Origin of the sequence: Paraburkholderia sp. MM5384-R2 (assembly GCF_014201025.1) — a bacterium.
Classification (GTDB): domain Bacteria; phylum Pseudomonadota; class Gammaproteobacteria; order Burkholderiales; family Burkholderiaceae; genus Paraburkholderia; species Paraburkholderia tuberum.
Genome location: NZ_JACHDI010000003.1, coordinates 176,019 through 196,640, shown reverse-complemented (window position 1 = coordinate 196,640; position 20,622 = coordinate 176,019). Strand labels below are relative to the sequence as shown.

General features: G+C 64.5%; 16 protein-coding genes. 7 read left to right on the top strand and 9 right to left on the bottom strand.

What is annotated here, in order from left to right:
- The first annotated feature begins 33 nt into the window (after positions 1–33).
- Positions 34–954 carry a LysR family transcriptional regulator gene (locus tag HDG37_RS07030; protein WP_184045610.1) on the top strand — a complete coding sequence of 307 codons (921 nt, stop codon included), beginning with the start codon at positions 34–36 and terminating at the stop codon, positions 952–954.
- 84 nt (positions 955–1,038) lie between these two features.
- On the opposite strand, the gene HDG37_RS07025 is transcribed toward HDG37_RS07030, so the two are convergent.
- From HDG37_RS07025 to HDG37_RS07010, 4 genes are all read right to left on the bottom strand, one after another.
- Positions 1,039–2,154 (bottom strand): ABC transporter ATP-binding protein, encoded by a 1,116-nt coding sequence (locus tag HDG37_RS07025; protein ID WP_184045608.1) that lies wholly within the window; start codon positions 2,152–2,154, stop codon positions 1,039–1,041.
- Positions 2,155–2,247: 93 nt separating this feature from the next.
- Entirely contained in the window at positions 2,248–3,105 is an 858-nt protein-coding gene (locus HDG37_RS07020) for a carbohydrate ABC transporter permease (protein WP_184045606.1), read from the bottom strand.
- Positions 3,095–4,033: a carbohydrate ABC transporter permease gene (locus HDG37_RS07015; RefSeq protein WP_184045605.1), complete on the bottom strand. Its 939-nt coding sequence runs from the start codon at positions 4,031–4,033 to the stop codon at positions 3,095–3,097. Before HDG37_RS07015 ends, HDG37_RS07020 begins: the two co-directional genes overlap by 11 nt.
- Positions 4,034–4,248: 215 nt before the next feature.
- The gene (locus tag HDG37_RS07010; protein ID WP_184045603.1) at positions 4,249–5,496 is read right to left on the bottom strand and encodes an ABC transporter substrate-binding protein; all 1,248 of its coding nucleotides are present in this window, start codon (positions 5,494–5,496) and stop codon (positions 4,249–4,251) included.
- A 599-nt stretch (positions 5,497–6,095) separates the two neighbouring features.
- Between HDG37_RS07010 and zwf the strand changes: the two genes are divergently transcribed.
- The 4 genes from zwf to HDG37_RS06990 all read left to right on the top strand — a co-directional run bounded on the left by zwf (position 6,096) and on the right by HDG37_RS06990 (position 11,441).
- On the top strand, positions 6,096–7,559 hold the full coding sequence (zwf, locus tag HDG37_RS07005) for a glucose-6-phosphate dehydrogenase (RefSeq protein WP_184045601.1): 1,464 nt from the start codon (positions 6,096–6,098) through the stop codon (positions 7,557–7,559).
- Positions 7,560–7,752: 193 nt separating this feature from the next.
- The gene (pgl, locus tag HDG37_RS07000) at positions 7,753–8,469 is read left to right on the top strand and encodes a 6-phosphogluconolactonase (protein WP_184045599.1); all 717 of its coding nucleotides are present in this window, start codon (positions 7,753–7,755) and stop codon (positions 8,467–8,469) included.
- On the top strand, positions 8,447–10,363 hold the full coding sequence (locus HDG37_RS06995) for a bifunctional transcriptional regulator/glucokinase (RefSeq protein WP_184045597.1): 1,917 nt from the start codon (positions 8,447–8,449) through the stop codon (positions 10,361–10,363). The genes pgl and HDG37_RS06995 overlap by 23 nt, the downstream gene beginning before the upstream one ends.
- A gap of 151 nt (positions 10,364–10,514) precedes the next feature.
- Positions 10,515–11,441 carry a bestrophin family protein gene (locus HDG37_RS06990; protein WP_184045595.1) on the top strand — a complete coding sequence of 309 codons (927 nt, stop codon included), beginning with the start codon at positions 10,515–10,517 and terminating at the stop codon, positions 11,439–11,441.
- Between the two features lie 31 nt (positions 11,442–11,472).
- On the opposite strand, the gene HDG37_RS06985 is transcribed toward HDG37_RS06990, so the two are convergent.
- The 5 genes from HDG37_RS06985 to apbC all read right to left on the bottom strand — a co-directional run bounded on the left by HDG37_RS06985 (position 11,473) and on the right by apbC (position 17,132).
- Entirely contained in the window at positions 11,473–12,237 is a 765-nt protein-coding gene (locus HDG37_RS06985; RefSeq protein ID WP_260332785.1) for a lysozyme inhibitor LprI family protein, read from the bottom strand.
- Positions 12,222–14,507 carry an arginine/lysine/ornithine decarboxylase gene (locus HDG37_RS06980; protein ID WP_018419715.1) on the bottom strand — a complete coding sequence of 762 codons (2,286 nt, stop codon included), beginning with the start codon at positions 14,505–14,507 and terminating at the stop codon, positions 12,222–12,224. Before HDG37_RS06980 ends, HDG37_RS06985 begins: the two co-directional genes overlap by 16 nt.
- Positions 14,508–14,597: 90 nt before the next feature.
- Positions 14,598–15,167 (bottom strand): dCTP deaminase, encoded by a 570-nt coding sequence (dcd, locus tag HDG37_RS06975; protein WP_184045593.1) that lies wholly within the window; start codon positions 15,165–15,167, stop codon positions 14,598–14,600.
- Between the two features lie 210 nt (positions 15,168–15,377).
- Entirely contained in the window at positions 15,378–15,914 is a 537-nt protein-coding gene (locus HDG37_RS06970; protein WP_090803451.1) for a superoxide dismutase family protein, read from the bottom strand.
- 129 nt (positions 15,915–16,043) lie between these two features.
- On the bottom strand, positions 16,044–17,132 hold the full coding sequence (apbC, locus tag HDG37_RS06965) for an iron-sulfur cluster carrier protein ApbC (protein WP_184045591.1): 1,089 nt from the start codon (positions 17,130–17,132) through the stop codon (positions 16,044–16,046).
- 340 nt (positions 17,133–17,472) lie between these two features.
- Here apbC and HDG37_RS06960 point away from each other — a divergent pair, with 340 nt between their 5' ends.
- Positions 17,473–18,126: an OmpA family protein gene (locus HDG37_RS06960; RefSeq protein ID WP_184045589.1), complete on the top strand. Its 654-nt coding sequence runs from the start codon at positions 17,473–17,475 to the stop codon at positions 18,124–18,126.
- A gap of 351 nt (positions 18,127–18,477) precedes the next feature.
- A complete protein-coding gene (gene metG / locus HDG37_RS06955) occupies positions 18,478–20,610 on the top strand; it encodes a methionine--tRNA ligase (RefSeq protein ID WP_184045587.1) in 2,133 nt (710 codons plus the stop codon).
- The last annotated feature ends 12 nt before the right edge of the window (positions 20,611–20,622 follow it).

Genomic DNA, 20,622 nt, shown 5'->3' with positions numbered 1-20,622 from the left:
CCTTCTTCTGGCTCACCACCCACAAGGCACACCATGGACCGTTTCGAAGCGATGGAGATCTTCACGCGCGTGGTCGAAGCGAACAGCTTCACCAAGGTTTCGGAATCGCTCGATCTGCCGCGCGCGAAGGTCAGCCGCACGATCCAGGCGCTCGAGGAACACGTCGGCGTGCGGCTCCTGAACCGCTCGACCCGCCAGGTCAGCGTGACCGAAGACGGCGCATCGTTCTACGAGCGCTGCGTGCGCATTCTCGCCGACGTCGCCGATGCCGAGTCGTCGCTGTCGAGCAAGCGCGAGAATCCGGCCGGGACGATCCGCGTCGACACCTCCGGCACGCTCGCGCGCTCGTTGCTGCTGCCCGCGCTCGACGACTTCTACGCGCACTACCCCGCGATCGACGTGCGCCTCGGTCTCGCGGACCGCAACATCGATCTGATCCAGGACGCCGTCGATTGCGTGATCCGCATGGGCACGCCCGAAGAATCGAGCCTCGTTGCGAAGCGCATCGGGCTTGCGCGCATCGTCACGTGCGCATCGCCCGCGTATCTGCGCAAGTTCGGCACGCCGACCACACTGGCGGAGCTCGGCGAGCATCGTGCGGTCAACTACGTGTCCGCGCGCAGCGGCAGGACCTTCCCGTTCGAATACGAAGTTGACGGCGAAATCGAGCGCGTCGCGATGGATAGCACGCTCGCCGTCAACGACGGCTCGGTGTACATCACGGCGGCTGTGTTGGGCCACGGCATCATCCAGCCGTCGCGCTTCATGGTCGCCGAGCTGATCGAGCAAGGCGCGCTCACGGAGATTCTCGGCAACTACACGAGCCCCGGTACACCGCTGTCGATTCTGTATGCGCATCGCCGCAATCTGAGTTCGCGGCTGCGCGCGTTTATCGACTGGGTCAGCGAGCTCGCGCGCAACAATCCGGACTTGCGTTTGCCCGAGGCGGCGTAACGGCTGCAAAAGAACAGAAGCCCCATGCGCAATTCAACGCATGGGGCTTTTCCGTAGCGACGGATTCAGCGCTTAGGCGACGACTTACGCGATCCGCTCTTCATTCGCCGGATCGAACAACACCGCCTTCGACGTATCGAACAGCAGCGTCGCATTGTTCTCCGGTTGCGGGTTCGACGCCGGGTGCACGCGGCTCACCACGCGCTTGCCGTTGATCTGCGCGAACACCAGCGTGTCCGGACCGGTCGGCTCGATCACGTCGACCTTCACTTCGACCGGCTGCAGCTTCGAGTCGTCGCCGTGCGCGCCGCGCGCATCGGTGATGCGTTCCGGACGCAGGCCGAGAATCACGTTGTTGCCGACGTGCGAGCGCACCTTCGCCGAATCGAACGGCAGCACCAGCACCTTGCGCGCGACGCCCGTATCGAGTTCGATGCCGACGCCCGAGCCCTGCTCCACCAGCTTGCCTTCGATGAAGTTCATCGGCGGTGCGCCGATGAAGCCCGCGACGAACAGGTTCGATGGCGAGTCGTAGATTTCCTGCGGCGCGCCGAACTGCTGAACGATGCCGTCCTTCATCACCGCGATGCGGTCGCCGAGCGTCATCGCTTCGATCTGGTCGTGCGTCACGTAGACGATCGTCGTGCCGAGGCGTTGATGCAGCAGCTTGATTTCCGAGCGCATCTCGATGCGCAGCTTCGCGTCGAGGTTCGACAGCGGCTCGTCGAACAGGAACATCACCGGATCGCGCGCGAGCGCGCGGCCCATCGCGACGCGCTGACGCTGGCCGCCCGACAGCTGACCCGGCTTGCGATCGAGCAGATGCTTGATCTGCAGCGTGTTCGACACCCGCTCGACAATCTGCGTCTGCTCCTGCTTCGGCACCTTGCGGATGTTCAGGCCGAACGAGATGTTGTCGCGCACCGTCATCGACGGATACAGCGCGTACGACTGGAACACCATCGCGATGTCGCGATCTTTCGGCGACAGGTTGTTGACCGTCTTGCCGTCGATCTGGATCTCGCCCTTGGTCACGGTTTCGAGACCGGCAATCATGTTGAGCAGCGTCGACTTACCGCAGCCTGAGCCGCCGACCAGAATCAGGAACTGGCCGTCTTCGATGTCGATATTGACACCCTTCAGAACCGGCACCCCGTTCGGGTAGGTCTTGTACACGTCACGGATGGAAAGGCTTGCCATGCTGTGAATCCTCTAGTCTCTGGTACTGCTTGAAAACGTCTTGTCAGGCGACGACGGCACGCGTTCGGTGAAACGCCGTCGCTCCAGGGTGATTTAGCCCTTCACCGCGCCCGCGGTCAGGCCGCGCACGAAGTAACGTCCGGCGATGATATAGACGAGCAGCGTGGGCAGCGCCGCGATGATCGCGCCGGCCATGTCCACGTTGTATTCCTTCACGCCGGTCGAGGTGTTGACGAGGTTGTTCAGCGCCACGGTGATCGGCATCGAATCGACGCCGGAGAACACGATACCGAACAGGAAGTCGTTCCAGATCTGCGTGAATTGCCAGATCAGGCACACCATGAAGATCGGCAGCGACACCGGCAGCAGGATCTTCGTGAAGATCGTGAAGAAACCCGCACCGTCGATCCGCGCGGCCTTCACGAGTTCAGCCGGCACGCTCACGTAGAAGTTGCGGAAGAACATCGTCGTGAACGCGATACCGTAGATCACGTGCACGAGCACGAGGCCGCTCACCGTGTTCGCCAGGCCGAGGATGCCTTCGAGGCGGGCCATCGGCAGCAGGATCGCCTGGAACGGAATGAAGCAGCCGACCAGCAGCATCGTGAAGATCGAATCGGCGCCGCGGAAACGCCAGTGCGTGAGCACGTAGCCGTTGAACGCGCCGATGATCGACGAGATCAGCACGGCCGGAATCACCATGCGCACCGAGTTCATGAAGAACGGCTGCATGCCGTCGCAACGCACCCCCGTACACGCGCCGCTCCACGCCTTGAGCCACGGCGCGAAGCTCCAGCTCGTCGGCGGCGTCAGCAGGTTGCCGGTGCGCAGCTGGTCGATGTCCTTGAACGATGTCGACAGCATCACATACAGCGGGAACAGGAAGTACAGCGCGAACAGAACCAGGGCCGCGTAAATGACGGCACGGCTAATCGTCATCTTAGGCTGCATTGCGGGTGCTCCTCGATTCCAGATACATCAGCGGCACGAGCACGGCCACTACGGTAGCGAGCATCATGATCGACGATGCCGCGCCGACGCCGAGCTGCCCACGGTTGAACGAAAACGTGTACATGAAGATGGCCGGCAGCGACGTCGACGTACCCGGACCGCCGGCGGTCAGCGCGACGACCAGGTCGAACGTCTTGATGGTGATGTGACAAAGGATCAGCAGCACGGAGAAGAACACCGGCCGCATGCTCGGTATCACGATCTTGCGGTAGATGGTCGGCAGGTTCGCGCCGTCCATCTGCGCGGCCTTGAAGATCTCGCTGTCGACGCCGCGCAAGCCGGCGAGGAACAGCGCCATCACGAAGCCGGTGGACTGCCAGACCGCCGCGATCACGATACAGAAGATCGCCCTGTCCGGGTCGCCGAGCCAGTTGAACGAGAAGCTCGTCCAGCCCCAGTCGTGAAACACCTTCTCGATGCCGATGCTCGGCGTCAGAATCCATTGCCACGCGGTCCCGGTCACGATGAACGACAGCGCCATCGGATACAGGAACACGGCGCGCAGCGCGCCTTCGTTGCGGATCTGCTGATCGAGCAGGATCGCGAGCAACAGACCCAGACCGATGCAGATACCGATGAACGGAATGCCGAACCAGCCGAGGTTCGCGGCCGAAGTCCAGAACACGTCGTTCTGGAACAGTTCGCGATAGCGGTCGAGACCCGCGAACTCCCAACGAGGCATCAGCCGCGAAGTAGACAGCGACAGATAGCCGGTGATTGCGATAAAGCCATACACGAAGATCAGGCTGATCACGACGCTGGGTGCGAGCACCAGCTTCGGAATATAGCGATCGGCAAGGGCCGCCATGGGCGACGTGCGGCGGGTGACGGTGGCCGTTTTCCCGTTCCCGCTGATGGAAGCAGTCACTACTCGACTCCTGCTGAAACTGTACCGCCGGGATACCCGTGCGCGCATGGCGCGGAACCGCGACGGCCTGGGTGTGACTCCATGAAACCAGGGTGAGCCGGGTGGCGCCAGACTGCGCTGCGAACGAAAGCAGCGAGGTCCGATCTCACACGGCCCGAAGAGCGCGCCCGGTGCTTCGGATGCAAGCCGCCGGGCGCAACACTTCGTACTTACGCTTACTTCGTCTTCGCTGCCTTCGCGAGAGCCTGAACCGCGGTCTTCGAATCTTCCTGCGAGTTCATGAACTTCGTGACGACGTCGGAGATCGCGCCTGCCGCGGCATCCGGCTGAGCCATGCCGTGAGCGAGCGACGGCACATAACCGCCGGCCTTGATCGCAATCTGCTCATCCGCGTACGACTTCTTCGCGCAGTCGTCGAACTTGTCCATCGACACGCCGAGACGCACAGGGATCGAGCCCTTGTACAGGCTGAACTGCTCCTGGAACGCCGGCGACATGATCGTCTTCGCGAGCGCGAGCTGGCCCGGCGTCGCGGCCTTCTGGCCCTTCTGCTGGAAGAACACGAACGAGTCGACGTTGAACGTATAAGCCTTGTCGGTGTTCGGCACCACCGCGCAGATGTAGTCCGTGCCCGACTTCTTGCCAGCGTTGGTAAACTCGCCCTTCGCCCAGTCGCCCATGAACTGCATGCCGGCCTTGCCGTTGATGACCATGGCCGTGGCGAGGTTCCAGTCACGGCCCGTACGGCCCGCGTCGAAGTAGCCCTGGATCTTGCGGACCGTGTCGAACACCTGAACCATCTTTTCCGAGGTCAGCGTCTTCTCGTCGAGGTCGACGAGCGCCTTCTTGTAGAAGTCCGCGCCTTCCGACAGCACGACGTCTTCCCACAGCGTCAGGTCTTGCCACGGCTGGCCGCCCATTGCGATCGGCTGAATGCCCGCGGCCTTCATCTTGTCGGCCACCGCGAAGAACTCAGGCCACGTGGTCGGCACCTTGCCGCCTGCCTTGTCCAGCGCTGCCTTGTTGATGTACAGCCAGTTCACGCGGTGCACCGAGAAAGGCGCGGCGACGTAGTGGCCGTCCGCCTGGATGATCTTGTCGATTTGCGGCGGCAGGTTCTTCTTCCAGTCGCCCGCGACCGAGTCGATTGGCACCAGCACGCCCTGCGAAGCCCATTCCTGGATGAGCGGACCCTTGATCTGCGCGGCGCTCGGTGCGTTGCCCGAGATCACCTGCGTCTTCAGTGCCGTCATGGCAGCCGCGCCAGCGCCGCCCGCGACCGCGAAGTCCTTCCACGTGTAGCCCTGCTTCGTCATGTCGTCCTTGAGGACGCCGACGGCCTTGGATTCGCCGCCCGAAGTCCACCAGTGCAGCACTTCGATCGACTCGGCGGCCTGCACGGCCGACACGCCACACATCAGACCCGCAGCGCACAGAGCGCCCATGATCGCGCGAAATTTCATTGCTTATCTCCTCCAGACACCTGAACAAAAAAACGAATGGCCCCTGATGTCGCCAGGGTGCTGTGGTTGGTTCAAACAGGCAAAACACTGGCGATCGAGCACGGTCGGGCGCATGCGCGAGGGCATGTGCCGGCGGACCGATGTCCGGCCGCTGGACGCTCAAGAGGTGAGTGGTTCGGGATGCAACTGACTGTCTCCTCTTTTGATTTTTGCCTGCCCGCATCGCGCTGCAGACTCGAGGTACCTCATACGCCAACTCGACGCCAGCCTGACGTCGGCTGCGGGCAACGACCCCGCAAGCCCGTCGACTCCCCGGCTTTCCGTAAGGTCCGCCGGCACCCTGCTGGCGCGTACCGGAAGGCGTTGTCCCATTGTCCGTTAGCGTGCCGGGGACGCCCGCCGAGTCGCAAAAAGCGTGCATTCCGTCAGTACAGCGCACGCTTTTTTCATCGAATTAATGCTACCTCTTGATTTGGATTGTAGTTAAACTACAATTCAGTGTCAAAAAATATTTTATCGGACTACGGTCGCTCTTCCGGGGCGCTGCGCGTGCAGTGTCCGATCAGCGCGGCGGCCCTTCAGGACATCGACGGAGACTCATGCATACCGACTCAAGCTTCACTTTCGTTCTCTTCGGCGGAACCGGCGATCTGTCGATGCGCAAGATCCTGCCCGCGCTGTTCGAGGCGCACCGCGCGGGCGGCATGCTCGCCGACAGCGGCAAGATCGTCGCGCTCGCGCGGCACGTCGAGGATCGCGGCGAGTATCTGCAGTGGGTCGACGGGCACGTCAAGCCGCACGTGTCGAAGAACGGCCTCGACGAAGCCGCGTGGACGAGCTTCCTCGCGCGCATCGAGTTCGTGAAGATCGATCTCGGCAATCCGGATGACTTCGCGCAACTGCGCGACGCGATCCAGGAGATGCCCGGCAGCCGCGTGTTCTATCTGGCGACGGGTCCGTCGCTGTTCGTGCCGATCTGCCATGCGCTCGCCGCGGTGGGCCTGAACCACAACGCGCGCATCGTGCTCGAGAAGCCGCTCGGCTACGACCTGAAGTCGTCGAACGCAATTAATGATGCGGTCGGCGAAATCTTCGCGGAAGAACAGATCTACCGGATCGACCATTACCTCGGCAAGGAGCCGGTGCAGAACCTGCTCGCGCTGCGCTTCGGCAATGCGCTGTTCGAGCCGCTGTGGCGCCGCGAGTGGGTCGAAAGCATCCAGATCACGATCGCCGAGGAACTCGGCGTCGAAGCGCGCGGCGATTTCTACGACAATACCGGCGCGCTGCGCGACATGGTGCAGAACCACCTGCTGCAGTTGCTGTCGATCGTCGCGATGGAGCCGCCCCACTCGATGGATTCCGACTCGGTGCGCGACGAAAAGCTGCGCGTGCTGCGCGCGCTCAAACCGGTCGAGCCGCAGGAAATCGGCAAGGTCGCGGTGCGCGGCCAGTATCATTCGGGCGTGATCCGTGGCAACACGGTCCCGGCCTACGCGACCGAGCACGGCGTGAAGCCCTATAGCTCGACCGAGACCTTCGTCGCGCTGAAGGTCGAGATCGAGAACTGGCGCTGGGCCGGCGTGCCGTTTTTCCTGCGCACGGGCAAGCGGCTCGCCGATCGCGTCGCCGAGATCGTCGTGAACTTCCGTGCGGTGCCGCATTCGGCGCTTGGCGCGTCGGCGCTGCGCGCGGGCGCGAACCGCCTCGTGATCCGTCTGCAGCCGAACGAGACGATCCGTCTGTACTGTCTCGCGAAGCAGCCCGGCGAGGGTATGAACCTCGCGAGCGTGTACCTCGATCTCGCGTTCGACCGGTTCTTCCGCGAAGGCCAGATGGAGGCGTATCAGCGGCTGCTGCTCGACGTGATCAACGGGCGCCTCGCGCTGTTCGTGCGGCGCGACGAACAGGAAGCCGCGTGGCGTTGGGTCGAGCCGATCCTGAACGAGTGGAAGGCCTCCACCAAGCCGCCCAAGCCGTACGCGGCGGGCACGTGGGGACCGGCCGCGGCGAGCGCGATGCTCGCCCAGCACGGCACCTGCTGGCTCGAGGAAGAGAATTGAGTTTGATGAATTGATGGACGGCGCCGCGCGCGATGAACACCTCGGCGCGCGGCGCCGGCAACACCACCGACGAACTGAACGGAGTCGCGCCGGTATCGCGTCATGCGTTTGCAGGCCACCCGCCTTGCAGGCATCGTGCGAGAGCAGTCAGGCTGATTCCGCAGACCTAACAAGAAAGCAGCACGGAGGAGAAGTGATCGAGCTTCACGCTTTCGACGACCAGCGCGCCCAATCCGACGCGCTGGCGAAAGCGGTGGGCGACGCGTTACATGCGTCGCTTGCCGCACAGGCGGCCGGCACCGGCACGTCAACCCCGCTCGCGCGCCCGGCCATGCTGGCCGTGTCCGGCGGCAGCAGCCCGCGTCCGTTCCTGCAAACGTTGTCGACGCAGACGTTCGACTGGCCCCGCATCGCGATCACGCTGGTCGACGACCGCTGGGTGCCGGAGACCGATAGCGCGAGCAACGCGCAGCTCGCGCGCGCCACGTTGCTGCAGAACGCGGCGCAACACGCGACCTTCTGGCCGCTCGTCGACACCACCCAGGATCTGCATTCGCACGTCGCCGCGCTGAACGCGGACGCGCGCTTCGCCACGGCGCCCGACGTCGCGGTGCTGGGCATGGGCGAAGACGGCCACACCGCGTCGATCTTCGCCGACGCGCCCGAATGGGATCACGCGATCAACACGACCGAGCGTTTCGTCGCCGTGCATCCGGGCGCGGCGCCGCACGCGCGCGTGAGCTGGTCGATGTCCGCGCTGAAGGACGTGAAGCATCTGTTTCTGCTGATCGCAGGGCCGCGCAAGATGGACGTGCTCAACGCCGCGTCCGCCGCGCTACAAAAAAATGCCATCTCGCAGTTGGCAAACGACAAGGGAGTGAGACTCGATGTCTACTGGTGTGCAAACTAAAGCTGTGCCGGGCGCGGTCCAGCACGCCGATGGACCGAGGCTGCTGGCCGACATCGGCGGTACCAACGCGCGTTTCGCGCTCGAGACGGGCCCCGGCGAAATCGGCTCGGTGCAGATCTATCCTTGCGCCGACTATCCTAGTGTCGCCGACGTCATCAAGAAGTATCTGAAGGACACGAAGATCGGCCGCGTCAATCACGCGGCGATCGCGATTGCGAACCCGGTCGACGGCGACCAGGTCAGCATGACCAATCACGACTGGACCTTTTCGATCGAAGCGACGCGCCGCGCGCTCGGCTTCGACACGCTGCTCGTCGTCAACGACTTCACCGCGCTCGCGATGGCGCTGCCCGGCCTCACCGATGCTCAGCGCGTGCAGGTGGGCGGTGGCCAGCGCCGGCCGAACAGCGTGATCGGCCTGCTCGGCCCCGGCACCGGCATGGGCGTGTCGGGTCTGATCCCCGCCGACGACCGCTGGATCGCGCTCGGCAGCGAAGGCGGCCACGCCACCTTCGCGCCCGCCGACGAGCGTGAAGATATCGTGCTGCAGTACGCGCGCAAGAAGTGGTCACACGTGTCGTTCGAACGCGTGGCCGCGGGTCCCGGCATCGAGGTGATCTATCGCGCGCTCGCGGGCCGCGACAAGAAGCGCGTGCCGGCCAGCGTCAATACCGCCGATGTGGTCAAGCGCGCGCTCGAAGGCGAGCCGCTCGCGGCCGAATCGGTCGACGTGTTCTGCGGCATTCTCGGCACCTTCGCCGGCAATATCGCGGTGACGCTCGGCGCGCTCGGCGGCATCTACATCGGCGGCGGCGTCGTGCCACGCCTCGGCGAGTTCTTCGCGCGTTCGTCGTTCCGCCAGCGCTTCGAGGCGAAGGGCCGCTTCGAGGCGTATCTGCAGAACGTGCCGACCTATGTGATTACCGCCGAATACCCGGCGTTCCTCGGCGTATCGGCGATTCTGGCGGAGCAGCTGTCGAACCGCGCGGGCGGCAGCTCGTCGGCAGTGTTCGAGCGGATTCGCCAGATGCGCGACGCGCTGACGCCGGCCGAGCGCCGCGTCGCCGATCTCGCGCTGAACCACCCGCGTTCGATCATCAACGATCCGATCGTCGACATCGCGCGCAAGGCCGACGTCAGTCAGCCGACCGTGATCCGCTTCTGCCGCTCGCTCGGCTGCCAGGGGCTGTCGGACTTCAAGCTCAAGCTCGCGACCGGTTTGACCGGCACGATTCCGGTCAGCCACAGCCAGGTGCATCTAGGCGACACCGCGACCGATTTCGGCGCGAAGGTGCTCGACAATACCGTGTCCGCGATTCTGCAATTGCGCGAGCATCTGAACTTCGAGCACGTGGAACGCGCCATCGACCTGCTGAACGGCGCGCGGCGCATCGAGTTCTACGGACTCGGCAATTCGAACATCGTCGCGCAGGACGCGCACTACAAGTTCTTCCGCTTCGGCATTCCGACCATCGCGTACGGTGACCTGTACATGCAGGCGGCCTCGGCCGCGCTGCTCGGCAAGGGCGACGTGATCGTCGCGGTGTCGAAGTCGGGGCGCGCGCCCGAGCTGCTGCGCGTGCTCGACGTCGCGATGCAGGCCGGCGCGCAGGTGATCGCGATCACGTCGAGCAACACCCCGCTCGCGAAGCGTGCGACGGTCGCGCTGGAAACCGATCACATCGAGATTCGCGAGTCGCAGCTGTCGATGATCTCGCGCATCCTGCACCTCGTGATGATCGACATTCTCGCGGTCGGTGTGGCGATTCGGCGCGCGATGCCGAGCGACGACGTCGCCGAGACGGTCGAGAAAGCGCGCGAAGGCGCCGACGACGACGCGACGGCCGTGCTCGACTGGCTCAGTCACGGCGCGGCTTCGTCGGCGCGCGACTGAGCCTCCATGAACGGCTGTCCCGATGCGCTTGCGGTGAACGAAGCCGCGGCGTGTGCATCGTCTTCGATGCGCCCGCCGCGGGTTTTCCTGTTTGGGGACGCGAAATGCGACCGATAATAGGCGCTCTGTCTCCTGGCCGAAGCGCTTTGCCATGATCATCCGCCCGCATCTCCACTGGTTTCACATGCTGCTCGCGTGGCGCGGCTCGGTGCTGCCGCAGTTGCTGCCGCGGCTCCTGCTGATCTTCTTCATCTCGATCATTGCGCTCGCCGCACACGATCATCTGCTGCCCGTCAGCCTGAACCTGAACTCGATCGCGCCGTTCTCGCTGGTCGGCATTGCGCTCGCGGTGTTTCTCGCCTTTCGCAACAACGCGAGCTACGACCGCTGGTGGGAGGCGCGCAAGCTGTGGGGGCAGTTGCTCAATGAGTCGCGCTCGCTGACGCGCCAGGCGCTGATGCTGCCGTCGCGCGAGTTGCCCAAAGAAGAAGCCGCCGCGTTTCTGGCGATACTGAGCGCGCTCCCGCATGCGCTGCGTCATCAGTTGCGCAAGACCGAACCGCGCGACGACCTTGCCGCGCGGCTGCCCCGCGCACTGTTTGAACGTGTGATTGGATCGCGCTACAAGCCAGCCGCGCTGTTGCTGTGCCTCGGCGAATGGGTGCAGCGCGCGGCACGCGCGGGGGCGCTCGATCCGATCGCGGTGCTCGCGTTCGACCGCAATCTGAGCGGGCTGTCGGATGTGATCGGCGGGTGCGAGCGCATCGCGTCGACGCCACTGCCGTTCGCGTATTCGGTGATGATCCACCGCACCGTGTACTTCTTCTGCGCGTCGCTGCCATTCGGACTCGTCAATAGCATCGGCATTTTCACGCCGGTGTTCGCGGTGTTCGTCGCGTACACGTTCATGGCGCACGAAGCGATCGCGTCGCAGCTCGAAGAACCGTTCGGCACCGACGACAATGACCTCGCGCTCAACACGATGTCCGCGATGATCGAGGATGCGATGCGCGATCTGCTCGGCGAGCCGGCGCTCGCGCCGCCGCAGCCGCGCGAAGACCGTTATCAATGGGATTGAATGCGCGGTGGGCCGCGCCGGTCGGCGGCCGTCAGTGGTTGCCGACCGTTTCGGAGAGCCGTTTGATCGTCGCGACGCGCGCGCCGATGATGTCGATACGCCCGTGCTCGTCGACGAGCCGCGTCGACGCCCTCAGATACGCGCTCCACGCGCGTTGCGCGTGCACGAGCGTCCGCCGCGATTGCGCCGGCATCTTCGATTCGAGCACACGATAGTAGCGCCTCAGATCGAACATCGCGTGTTCGCAACGCGCGTCGGCGTTGCAGGCGCGCGGCCGGCGCGGCGCCGGACCGTTCGCATCGGCGAGCGCGCTGCGCAGCGCGAGCGCGCGGTCGCGCACCGGCTGCAACTGCATGTCGGCTTCGGAAAGCACGTACGTCGAACCTTGGGTCGTGGCGAAGACCGCGGCAAGCAACTGCTTCTCGGCATCGCGCGACGCGAGCCAGCTCGACTGGCTCCTTTCCCACAGCCTGCGCCGCGCGGGCGGCAGCTTCGCGAGCAACTGCTGGTACGCGTTGTCGACCGCGACCTTCCAGCCGATGCGCGCAGTGTCCATGCACTGCACCTGCCCCATCGTCGTCGACATGTCGGCGCGCGCGAGACATGCGCGCATCGACGCGTCGATCGGATCGGCGGCGGCCACCTCGGCATGCGCCGCCGGACTCGCGATGCCGCCGAACACCACCGTGCCGGCCGCCAGCGCGAAGGCCAGCACGCCGGCCCCGCGCCGCCAGCGGCCGATCGCCGCGAGGCCCGGCAGAAACGTCGCCCACCCCATCGTCAGATGCGCACGCAATCGACGAAGTATTCGATGCGCCCGTTGACCATTTCGCCGACGAGCCCGTGGATATCCGTATGGAAGCCCGGGAAGCGCTCGTTGAACTCGCGCGCGAAACGCAGATAGTTGACGATGGTCCTGTTGAAACGCTCGCCCGGAATCAGCAGCGGAATGCCCGGCGGATACGGCGTCAGCAGGATCGACGTGACACGGCCTTCGAGCTCGTCGATCGGTACCCGATCGATCTCGCGGTGCGCGAGCTTCGCGAACGCGTCGGACGGCTTCATCGCCGGCTCCATGCTCGACAGATACATCTCGGTCGTCAGACGCGCGATGTCGTTCGCGCGATACACGCTGTGGATCTGCTGGCACAGGTCGCGCAGGCCGACACGCTCGTACATCGGATGATGCTGCACGAACTCGGGCAGCACACGCCACAGCGGCTGGTTGTTGTCGTAGTCGTCCTTGAACTGCTGCAGCTCGGTCACCATCGAGTTCCAGCGGCCCTTCGTGATGCCGATCGTAAACATGATGAAGAACGAGTACAGGCCCGTCTTCTCGACGATGATGCCGTGCTCGGCCAGGTACTTCGTGACGATCGCGGCCGGAATACCGGTTTCGCCGAAGCCGCCGTCCATGTCGAGACCCGGCGTGACGATCGTCGCCTTGATCGGGTCGAGCATGTTGAAGCCTTCGGCGAGCGGGCCAAAGCCGTGCCACGCGTCGTTGGGGCGCAGCATCCAGTCGTCGCGCGAGCCGATGCCTTCCTCGGCGAACTGGTCCGGGCCCCACACCTTGAAGAACCAGTCGTCGCCGTATTCGGTGTCGACCTTGGTCATCGCGCGGCGGAAGTCGAGCGCTTCAGCGATCGACTCCTCGACGAGCGCGGTGCCGCCCGGCGCTTCCATCATCGCCGCGGCCACGTCGCACGACGCGATGATCGCGTACTGGGGGCTCGTCGACGTATGCATCAGATACGCCTCGTTGAAGCGATGCTTGTCGAAGCGGCTGTTCTTCGAATCCTGCACGACGATCTGCGACGCCTGCGAGATGCCGGCGAGCAGCTTGTGCGTGGAGTGCGTCGCGTACACCATCGCGCCGATGCGCGGACGGCCCGCGCCGATGGCGTGCATGTCCTGATAGAACTCGTGGAATTCGGCGTGCGGCAGCCACGCTTCGTCGAAGTGCAGCGTGTCGAGCCATTCGCCCAACATCTCCTTGATCATCTCGACGTTGTAGATCACGCCGTCGTAGGTGCTTTGCGTGATCGTCAGAATGCGCGGCTTCAGGTTCGGGTTCTTCGCGAGCGCTTCGCGCGCGAACGGGTTCGCCTCGATCTTCTTGCGGATGTTCTCCGGTTCGAACTCGCTGCGCGGAATCGGGCCGATGATGCCGAAGTTGTTGCGGGTCGGCGTCAGGAACACCGGTATCGCGCCGGTCATCGTGATCGCGTGCAGGATCGACTTGTGGCAGTTGCGGTCGACCAGCACGATGTCGCCCGGCGCCACCGTGCCGTGCCAGACGATCTTGTTCGAGGTGGAGGTGCCGTTGGTCACGAAGAACACGTGGTCGGCGCTGAAGATGCGCGCGGCGTTGCGCTCCGAGGCCGCGACCGGACCGGTATGGTCGAGCAGTTGGCCCAGTTCGTCGACCGCGTTGCAGACGTCGGCGCGCAGCATGTTCTCGCCGAAGAACTGGTGGAACATCTGGCCGAGCGGGCTCTTCAGGAACGCGACGCCGCCCGAGTGACCCGGGCAGTGCCACGAGTACGAACCTTCTTCCGCGTACTGCACCAGTTCCTTGAAGAACGGCGGCGCCAGCGAGTCGAGATACACCTTCGCCTCGCGGATGATATGGCGCGCGACGAACTCCGGCGTGTCCTCGAACATATGGATGAAGCCGTGCAGCTCGCGCAGGATGTCGTTCGGCAGATGGCGCGAAGTGCGCGTTTCGCCGTACAGGAAGATCGGAATATCGGCGTTGCGGCGGCGCACTTCGGTCACGAACGCGCGCAGCGCGACGATCGCGGCGGCAAGCTCGGGCGTCTCGCCTTCGACGACCACGTTATCGACGTACGGCAGCAGCTCGTCGTCGTCGATCGACAGGATGAAGCACGACGCGCGGCTCGACTGCTGCGCGAACGAGGTCAGATCGCCGTAGCTCGTCAACCCGAGCACTTCCGCGCCTTCTTTCTCGATGGCTTCGGCCAAAGCCCGGATGCCGGAACCCGAGATGTTCTCGGAGCGGAAATCTTCGTCGATGATGACGACGGGGAAACGGAACTTCATGGGCGATTCTCCAAAAAGAAAACGACCGCTGCGTTACGTAAAAAGCGCAGCGGTCACCCGAATAACTGGTGGGTCAAGACGCTGCCGGCGTCACGTTTTCGGCAACGTGACGCCGTGCTGACCTTGATACTTGCCGCCGCGATCCGCGTACGACGTTTCACAAATCTCGTCGCTTTCGAAAAACAGCACCTGGGCGACGCCTTCGTTCGCGTAAATTTTCGCAGGCAAAGGTGTCGTATTCGAGAATTCGAGCGTGACGTGGCCTTCCCATTCCGGCTCGAACGGCGTCACGTTGACGATGATCCCGCAGCGCGCGTACGTCGATTTGCCGAGGCACACGGTCAGCACGCTGCGCGGAATACGGAAATACTCGACCGTGCGCGCGAGCGCGAACGAGTTCGGCGGGATGATGCAGACGTCGCCCTTGAAATCGACAAACGACTTCTCGTCGAAGTTCTTCGGATCGACGATCGTCGAGTTGATGTTGGTGAAGATCTTGAATTCGTCGGCGCAGCGGATGTCGTAGCCGTAGCTCGAGGTGCCGTAACTGACAATCTTCCGGCCGTCTTCGGAGACGCGAACCTGATCGGGCGCAAACGGCTCGATCATCTTGTGCGACCCGGCCATGCGCCGGATCCACTTGTCAGATTTGATGGTCATAGGTGAGAGCTGCTCGACGTGAATATCAGGTGTGACGAAAGATAGATGAAAACGGCCGGCGGCGCTTCGGCGCCCAGCAGGCAAAGGCCGCTTATTTTACGCGATCACGGAGACGCTGCCGCAGATGGCACGAGACGCGCCCGATGAAGGGGGTCCGCCGACTGGCACGACGCCGTTGCGGGACGGGCGCGGCGAAAGCGCGCTCGCGCTTCACTGCTGGCGAATCACGCCGCAGGCGATCGCCGCGCCCGCGCCATGCTGGGGGTACGCGTAGGGATCGGTCGCATCGCGGTGGAGCAGTACCGCGCGCTGCAGCACCGAGCGGATGCCGTCGAGCGACACGTCCGGCGCAACGATGAAGCCGGTGGCCACGCCGTTCGCGTCCGCATGGATGTTGCCGAGATCGCCCTCGACGCGCGCGCCGGCCTTGAGCCGTTCGGCCGCCGGCGAAAACACCGGACCGGCGCTGGAGCCGTCGGCGGCGTTGCAGTCGCCGCGCTCGTGCACCTGCAGCGCGTGGTCGCTATTGGGCGGCAAGCCCGTGAGATTGTAGGTGACCTGGACGCCGTCCGAGCGCTCGATAAAGGTCACGAGACCGTGCGCCTGATTGCCCACGGTGGGCAGCAGTTGCGCGTCGGCGCGCTTTTCCTGTGGTCTCAGGAATACGCCACAGCCGCTCAACAGCACACAGCCGGCAGTCAGGACGATGAACGCGTGTACCGCGTGCCCGTCGATTCGTTTTCCCATGCGATCCTCTTGTCGGCCTGGCGGCCGCCCCTGCGGCCGCCGAGCCGAACTCGTGAAGTCGACATGATACCGCGAGAGTTCGTGAAAATAAGGATCGAGATCGCCCCTAATCCTTGCCCGAACGGCCGCTCAGGTGTTCTGCACGACGATGTTCGGAAACTTCGAGCTCATGTCGCGTGCGCGCTCGGCGATATGCACCGCGACCTTGCGCGCGATCGAGCGATAGAGCTCCGCAATGCGCCCGTTCGGGTCCGCGACGACCGTGGGACGGCCCGAGTCGGCCTGCTCGCGGATCGTGATGTCGAGCGGCAGGCTGCCGAGCACGTCGACGCCATACTCCTTGCCCATGCGCTCGCCGCCGCCGGCGCCGAAGATGTGCTCCTCGTGCCCGCAATTCGAACAGATGTGCAGGCCCATGTTCTCGACGATGCCGAGAATCGGGATGCCGACCTTCTCGAACATCTTGAGGCCCTTCTTCGCGTCGAGCAGCGCAATGTCCTGCGGCGTCGTGACGATCACGGCGCCCGTAACCGGCACGCGCTGCGCGAGCGTCAGCTGGATGTCGCCGGTGCCCGGCGGCATGTCGACGATCAGATAGTCGAGTTCGTGCCAGTTGGTCTGGCGCAGCAGCTGTTCGAGCGCCGAAGTCGCCATCGGGCCGCGCCACACCATCGGGTTGTCCGCCTCGATCAGGAAACCTATCGAGCTGGCCTGCACGCCGTGGCCGGTCATCGGGTTCATCGATTTGTCGTCGGGCGATTCGGGGCGACCCTCGATGCCGAGCATGGTGGGCAGCGACGGGCCGTAGATGTCGGCGTCGAGAATGCCGACCGCCGCGCCCTCGCTCGCGAGCGCGAGCGCGAGATTCACGGCAGTCGTGCTCTTGCCGACGCCGCCCTTGCCCGAGGCAACCGCGACGATGTTCTTCACGCCGGGCAGCAGTTTCACGCCGCGCTGCACGGTGTGTGCGGCAATCTGTTGCGAAACCTCGACGCGCACGTTCGCGACGCCGGGCACCGCGCGCAACGCGTCGGCGAACCGCTGGCGGACCGCGTCGAACTGGCTTTTCGCAGGATAGCCGAGCGTCACCTGAAGGTTGACCGCGTCGCCCTCCACAACCACGTTGCGGATGCTCTTCGCGGCCGCGTACGGCGCGCCCGTGTTGGGGTCAGTGACGGCCGCGACGGCGGCGTCGACCAAAGCCCGATCGATACTCATTGATACTCCGTGGGGAAGAGGTGCGGCGCGGCGAGATGGACCGATCGGCCACGCAGCGGAATTTGCAAGAAATTGTTATGCGGCATTGCGGAAATCGAACGTGCCGGGCACCCTTCGGGGCACGCGGGACGCCGTAGGGTCGCATCGCTGTGTGTTTCAGGCACTATTGTAGTGTCTGACGGCAGACGGTGCCCGAAGACCCTTCTTCGCTGTAGGACCGCGCGAAGCGAGGCGCAGGAATCGTTCCCGAACTTTCTGGGTGGTCGGTGCATTGCCGTAATGTTCGCTGCATAGACTGACCGCTACCCGCTGGCTCATTCGCACTCGAAAGGAAACCAAAATGAATGCAAGAATCATGACTCGCGTGGCCGTATTCGCCGTGGCCGGCTCGCTGGTGGCAGGCTGCGCAACCCAACAGGGCACCAACACAGCAGTCGGCACCGGCGTGGGCGCTGGTGCCGGCGCGGCGATCGGCGCGATCTTCGGCGGCGGCAAGGGCGCGGCAATCGGCGCGGCCACCGGCGCCGCGGTGGGCGGCATCACCGGCTACAACTGGGACAACATCCGCAACCGCATGTCGGGCGCGACCAAGGGCACCGGCACGCAGATCACCGAGCAACCTGACGGCTCGCTCAAGCTGAACATCCCGAGTTCGGTCACGTTCGACACCAGCAGCTACGCGATCAAGCCGTCGTTCGCACCGGTGCTCGACCAGCTCGCACAGACGCTGCAGCAGAATCCGGAAGTCGTCGCGTCGGTCGTCGGCCATACGGACAACACCGGCTCGCTGCAATACAACCAGACGCTGTCGGTCAATCGCGCGCAGAGCGTGACCGGCTATCTGGCGCAACGCGGCATCGCGCCGCAGCGCCTGTCGGCCACCGGCATGGGCCCGAACCAGCCGATCGCCGACAACAACACCGAAGCCGGCCGTGCGGCCAACCGTCGCGTCGAGATCTATCTGCGCGCCACGGCCCAGCACGCGACCCAATAAGGGCAAGTCTCAAGGAGACGGCGCCGCCGGACCGGCTTGTCGACGGATCGAAAAAAATTTCGAACTCTGCGGAAAATCCGCGGTCTGTCTTTACGGTACGTGGCTGGCGAAGCCGTCACGTCACCATTCTCCTCTTGTCGTTGTTGCTCCGGGGTTTATCGACCCCGGTTTTTTTTGCCCGCGCGGTTTTGCACCCCGCTTCGCCAGGCATCGTTCCTGGTGGTCCGCCACCGCGGCGCCCGCCCCCATCCCCCTCTGTTCCGCGCGTCCAGCCCGCCGCGCCCGGTCCGCGTGCGGCGTGCGCCCTGCTAAAATCACCGTTTCGTCCCACCGCAGGCACCCCCGATCCTTATGTCAGCACCCGCCACCGACCTCCCAGCAGGCGCGCCGTCCGGCCGCCGTCAGATTCTCGTCACGTCGGCCCTTCCTTATGCGAACGGGCAGATTCATATCGGCCATCTGGTCGAATATATCCAGACGGACATCTGGGTCCGGGCGCTGCGAATGCACGGCCACGAGGTCTACTACGTCGGCGCAGACGACACGCACGGCACGCCGGTGATGCTGCGCGCGGAACAGGAAGGTCTGACGCCGAAACAGCTGATCGATCGCGTCTGGCTGGAACACAAGCGCGACTTCGACAGCTTCGGCATTTCGTTCGACAACTACTATTCGACGGACTCCGACGAAAACCGCGTGCTCAGCGAAAACGTGTACCTCGCGCTAAAGGAAGCGGGGCTGATCGACGCGCGCGAGATCGAACAGGCGTACGACCCGGTCAAGGAAATGTTCCTGCCGGACCGCTTCATCAAGGGCGAGTGCCCCAAATGCGGCGCCAAAGACCAATACGGCGACAGCTGCGAGGTCTGCGGCTCGACCTACCAGCCCACCGAGCTCGTCAATCCGTACTCGGTCGTCTCGGGCGCGACGCCGATTCGCAAGACCTCGACGCACTACTTCTTCCGCCTGTCCGATCCGCGCTGCGAGAACTTCCTGCGCGCCTGGGTCGGCGGCCTCGCGCAGCCGGAAGCGACCAACAAGATGCGCGAATGGCTCGGCGACGCCGGCGAAGCCAAGCTCGCCGACTGGGACATCTCGCGCGACGCGCCGTACTTCGGCTTCGAGATTCCGGGCGCGCCCGGTAAGTATTTCTACGTGTGGCTCGACGCGCCGGTCGGCTACTACGCGAGCTTCAGGAACCTCGCCGAAAAGCGCGGCCTCGACTTCGACGCGTGGGTCCGCAAGGGCTCGACGGCCGAGCAGTACCACTTCATCGGCAAGGACATCCTGTATTTCCACACGCTGTTCTGGCCCGCGATGCTCGAGTTCTCGGGCCATCGCACGCCGACCAACGTGTTCGCGCACGGCTTTTTGACGGTCGACGGCGCGAAGATGTCGAAGTCGCGCGGCACCTTCATCACCGCGCAAAGCGTGATCGACACCGGCCTGAATCCGGAATGGCTGCGCTACTACTTCGCGGCCAAGCTGAACAGCACGATGGAAGACCTCGACCTGAATCTCGACGACTTCCAGGCGCGCGTGAACAGCGATCTGGTCGGCAAGTACGTGAACATCGCGAGCCGCGCGGCCGGCTTCCTGATCAAGCGCTTCGACGGCCGCGTGCAGGACAGCGCGATGCATCATCCGCTGCTCGGCACGCTGCGCGCGGCGCTGCCGCAGATCGCCGCGCACTACGAGGCGCGCGAGTACAGCCGCGCGCTGCGTCAGACCATGGAGCTCGCCGACTCGGTCAACGCCTACGTCGATACCGCGAAGCCGTGGGATCAGGCGAAAGACCCGGCCAACGCGGTCGCGCTGCACGAAACCTGCAGCGTCAGCATCGAGGCGTTCCGTCTGCTGTCGCTGGCCCTGAAGCCGGTGCTGCCGAAGCTCGCCGAAGCGGTCGAGGCCTTTCTCGGCATCGAACCGCTAGTGTGGGCCGACGCCACCGCACCGCTCAGCTCGGCGCGCCCGATCAACGCGTACAAGCATCTGATGACGCGCGTCGATCCGAAGCAGATCGAGGCGCTGCTCGCGGCCAATCGCGACTCGCTGCAGGCCACGCCGGAAGCGGCGCCGGCCGACGCGAAGGCGAAGGCGAAGGCCCACGCCAAGGCCATCGCCGCGAAGGAAGAAGAGGCCGGCATCATCACGATCGACGACTTCGCGAAGGTCGATCTGCGCATCGCGAAGATCGTCGACTGCAAGGCGGTGGAAGGCTCGGACAAGCTGCTGCAACTGACGCTCGACGTCGGCGAAGAGAAGACCCGCAACGTGTTCTCGGGCATCAAGTCCGCGTATCAGCCGGAGCAGCTGATCGGCAAGCTGACCGTGATGGTCGCGAACCTGGCGCCGCGCAAGATGAAGTTCGGCATGTCCGAGGGCATGGTGCTGGCGGCATCGGCGGCGGACGAGAAGGCCGAACCGGGCCTCTACGTGCTCGAGCCTCATAGCGGCGCGAAGCCCGGCATGCGCGTGAAGTAACGCGCGGCGCCT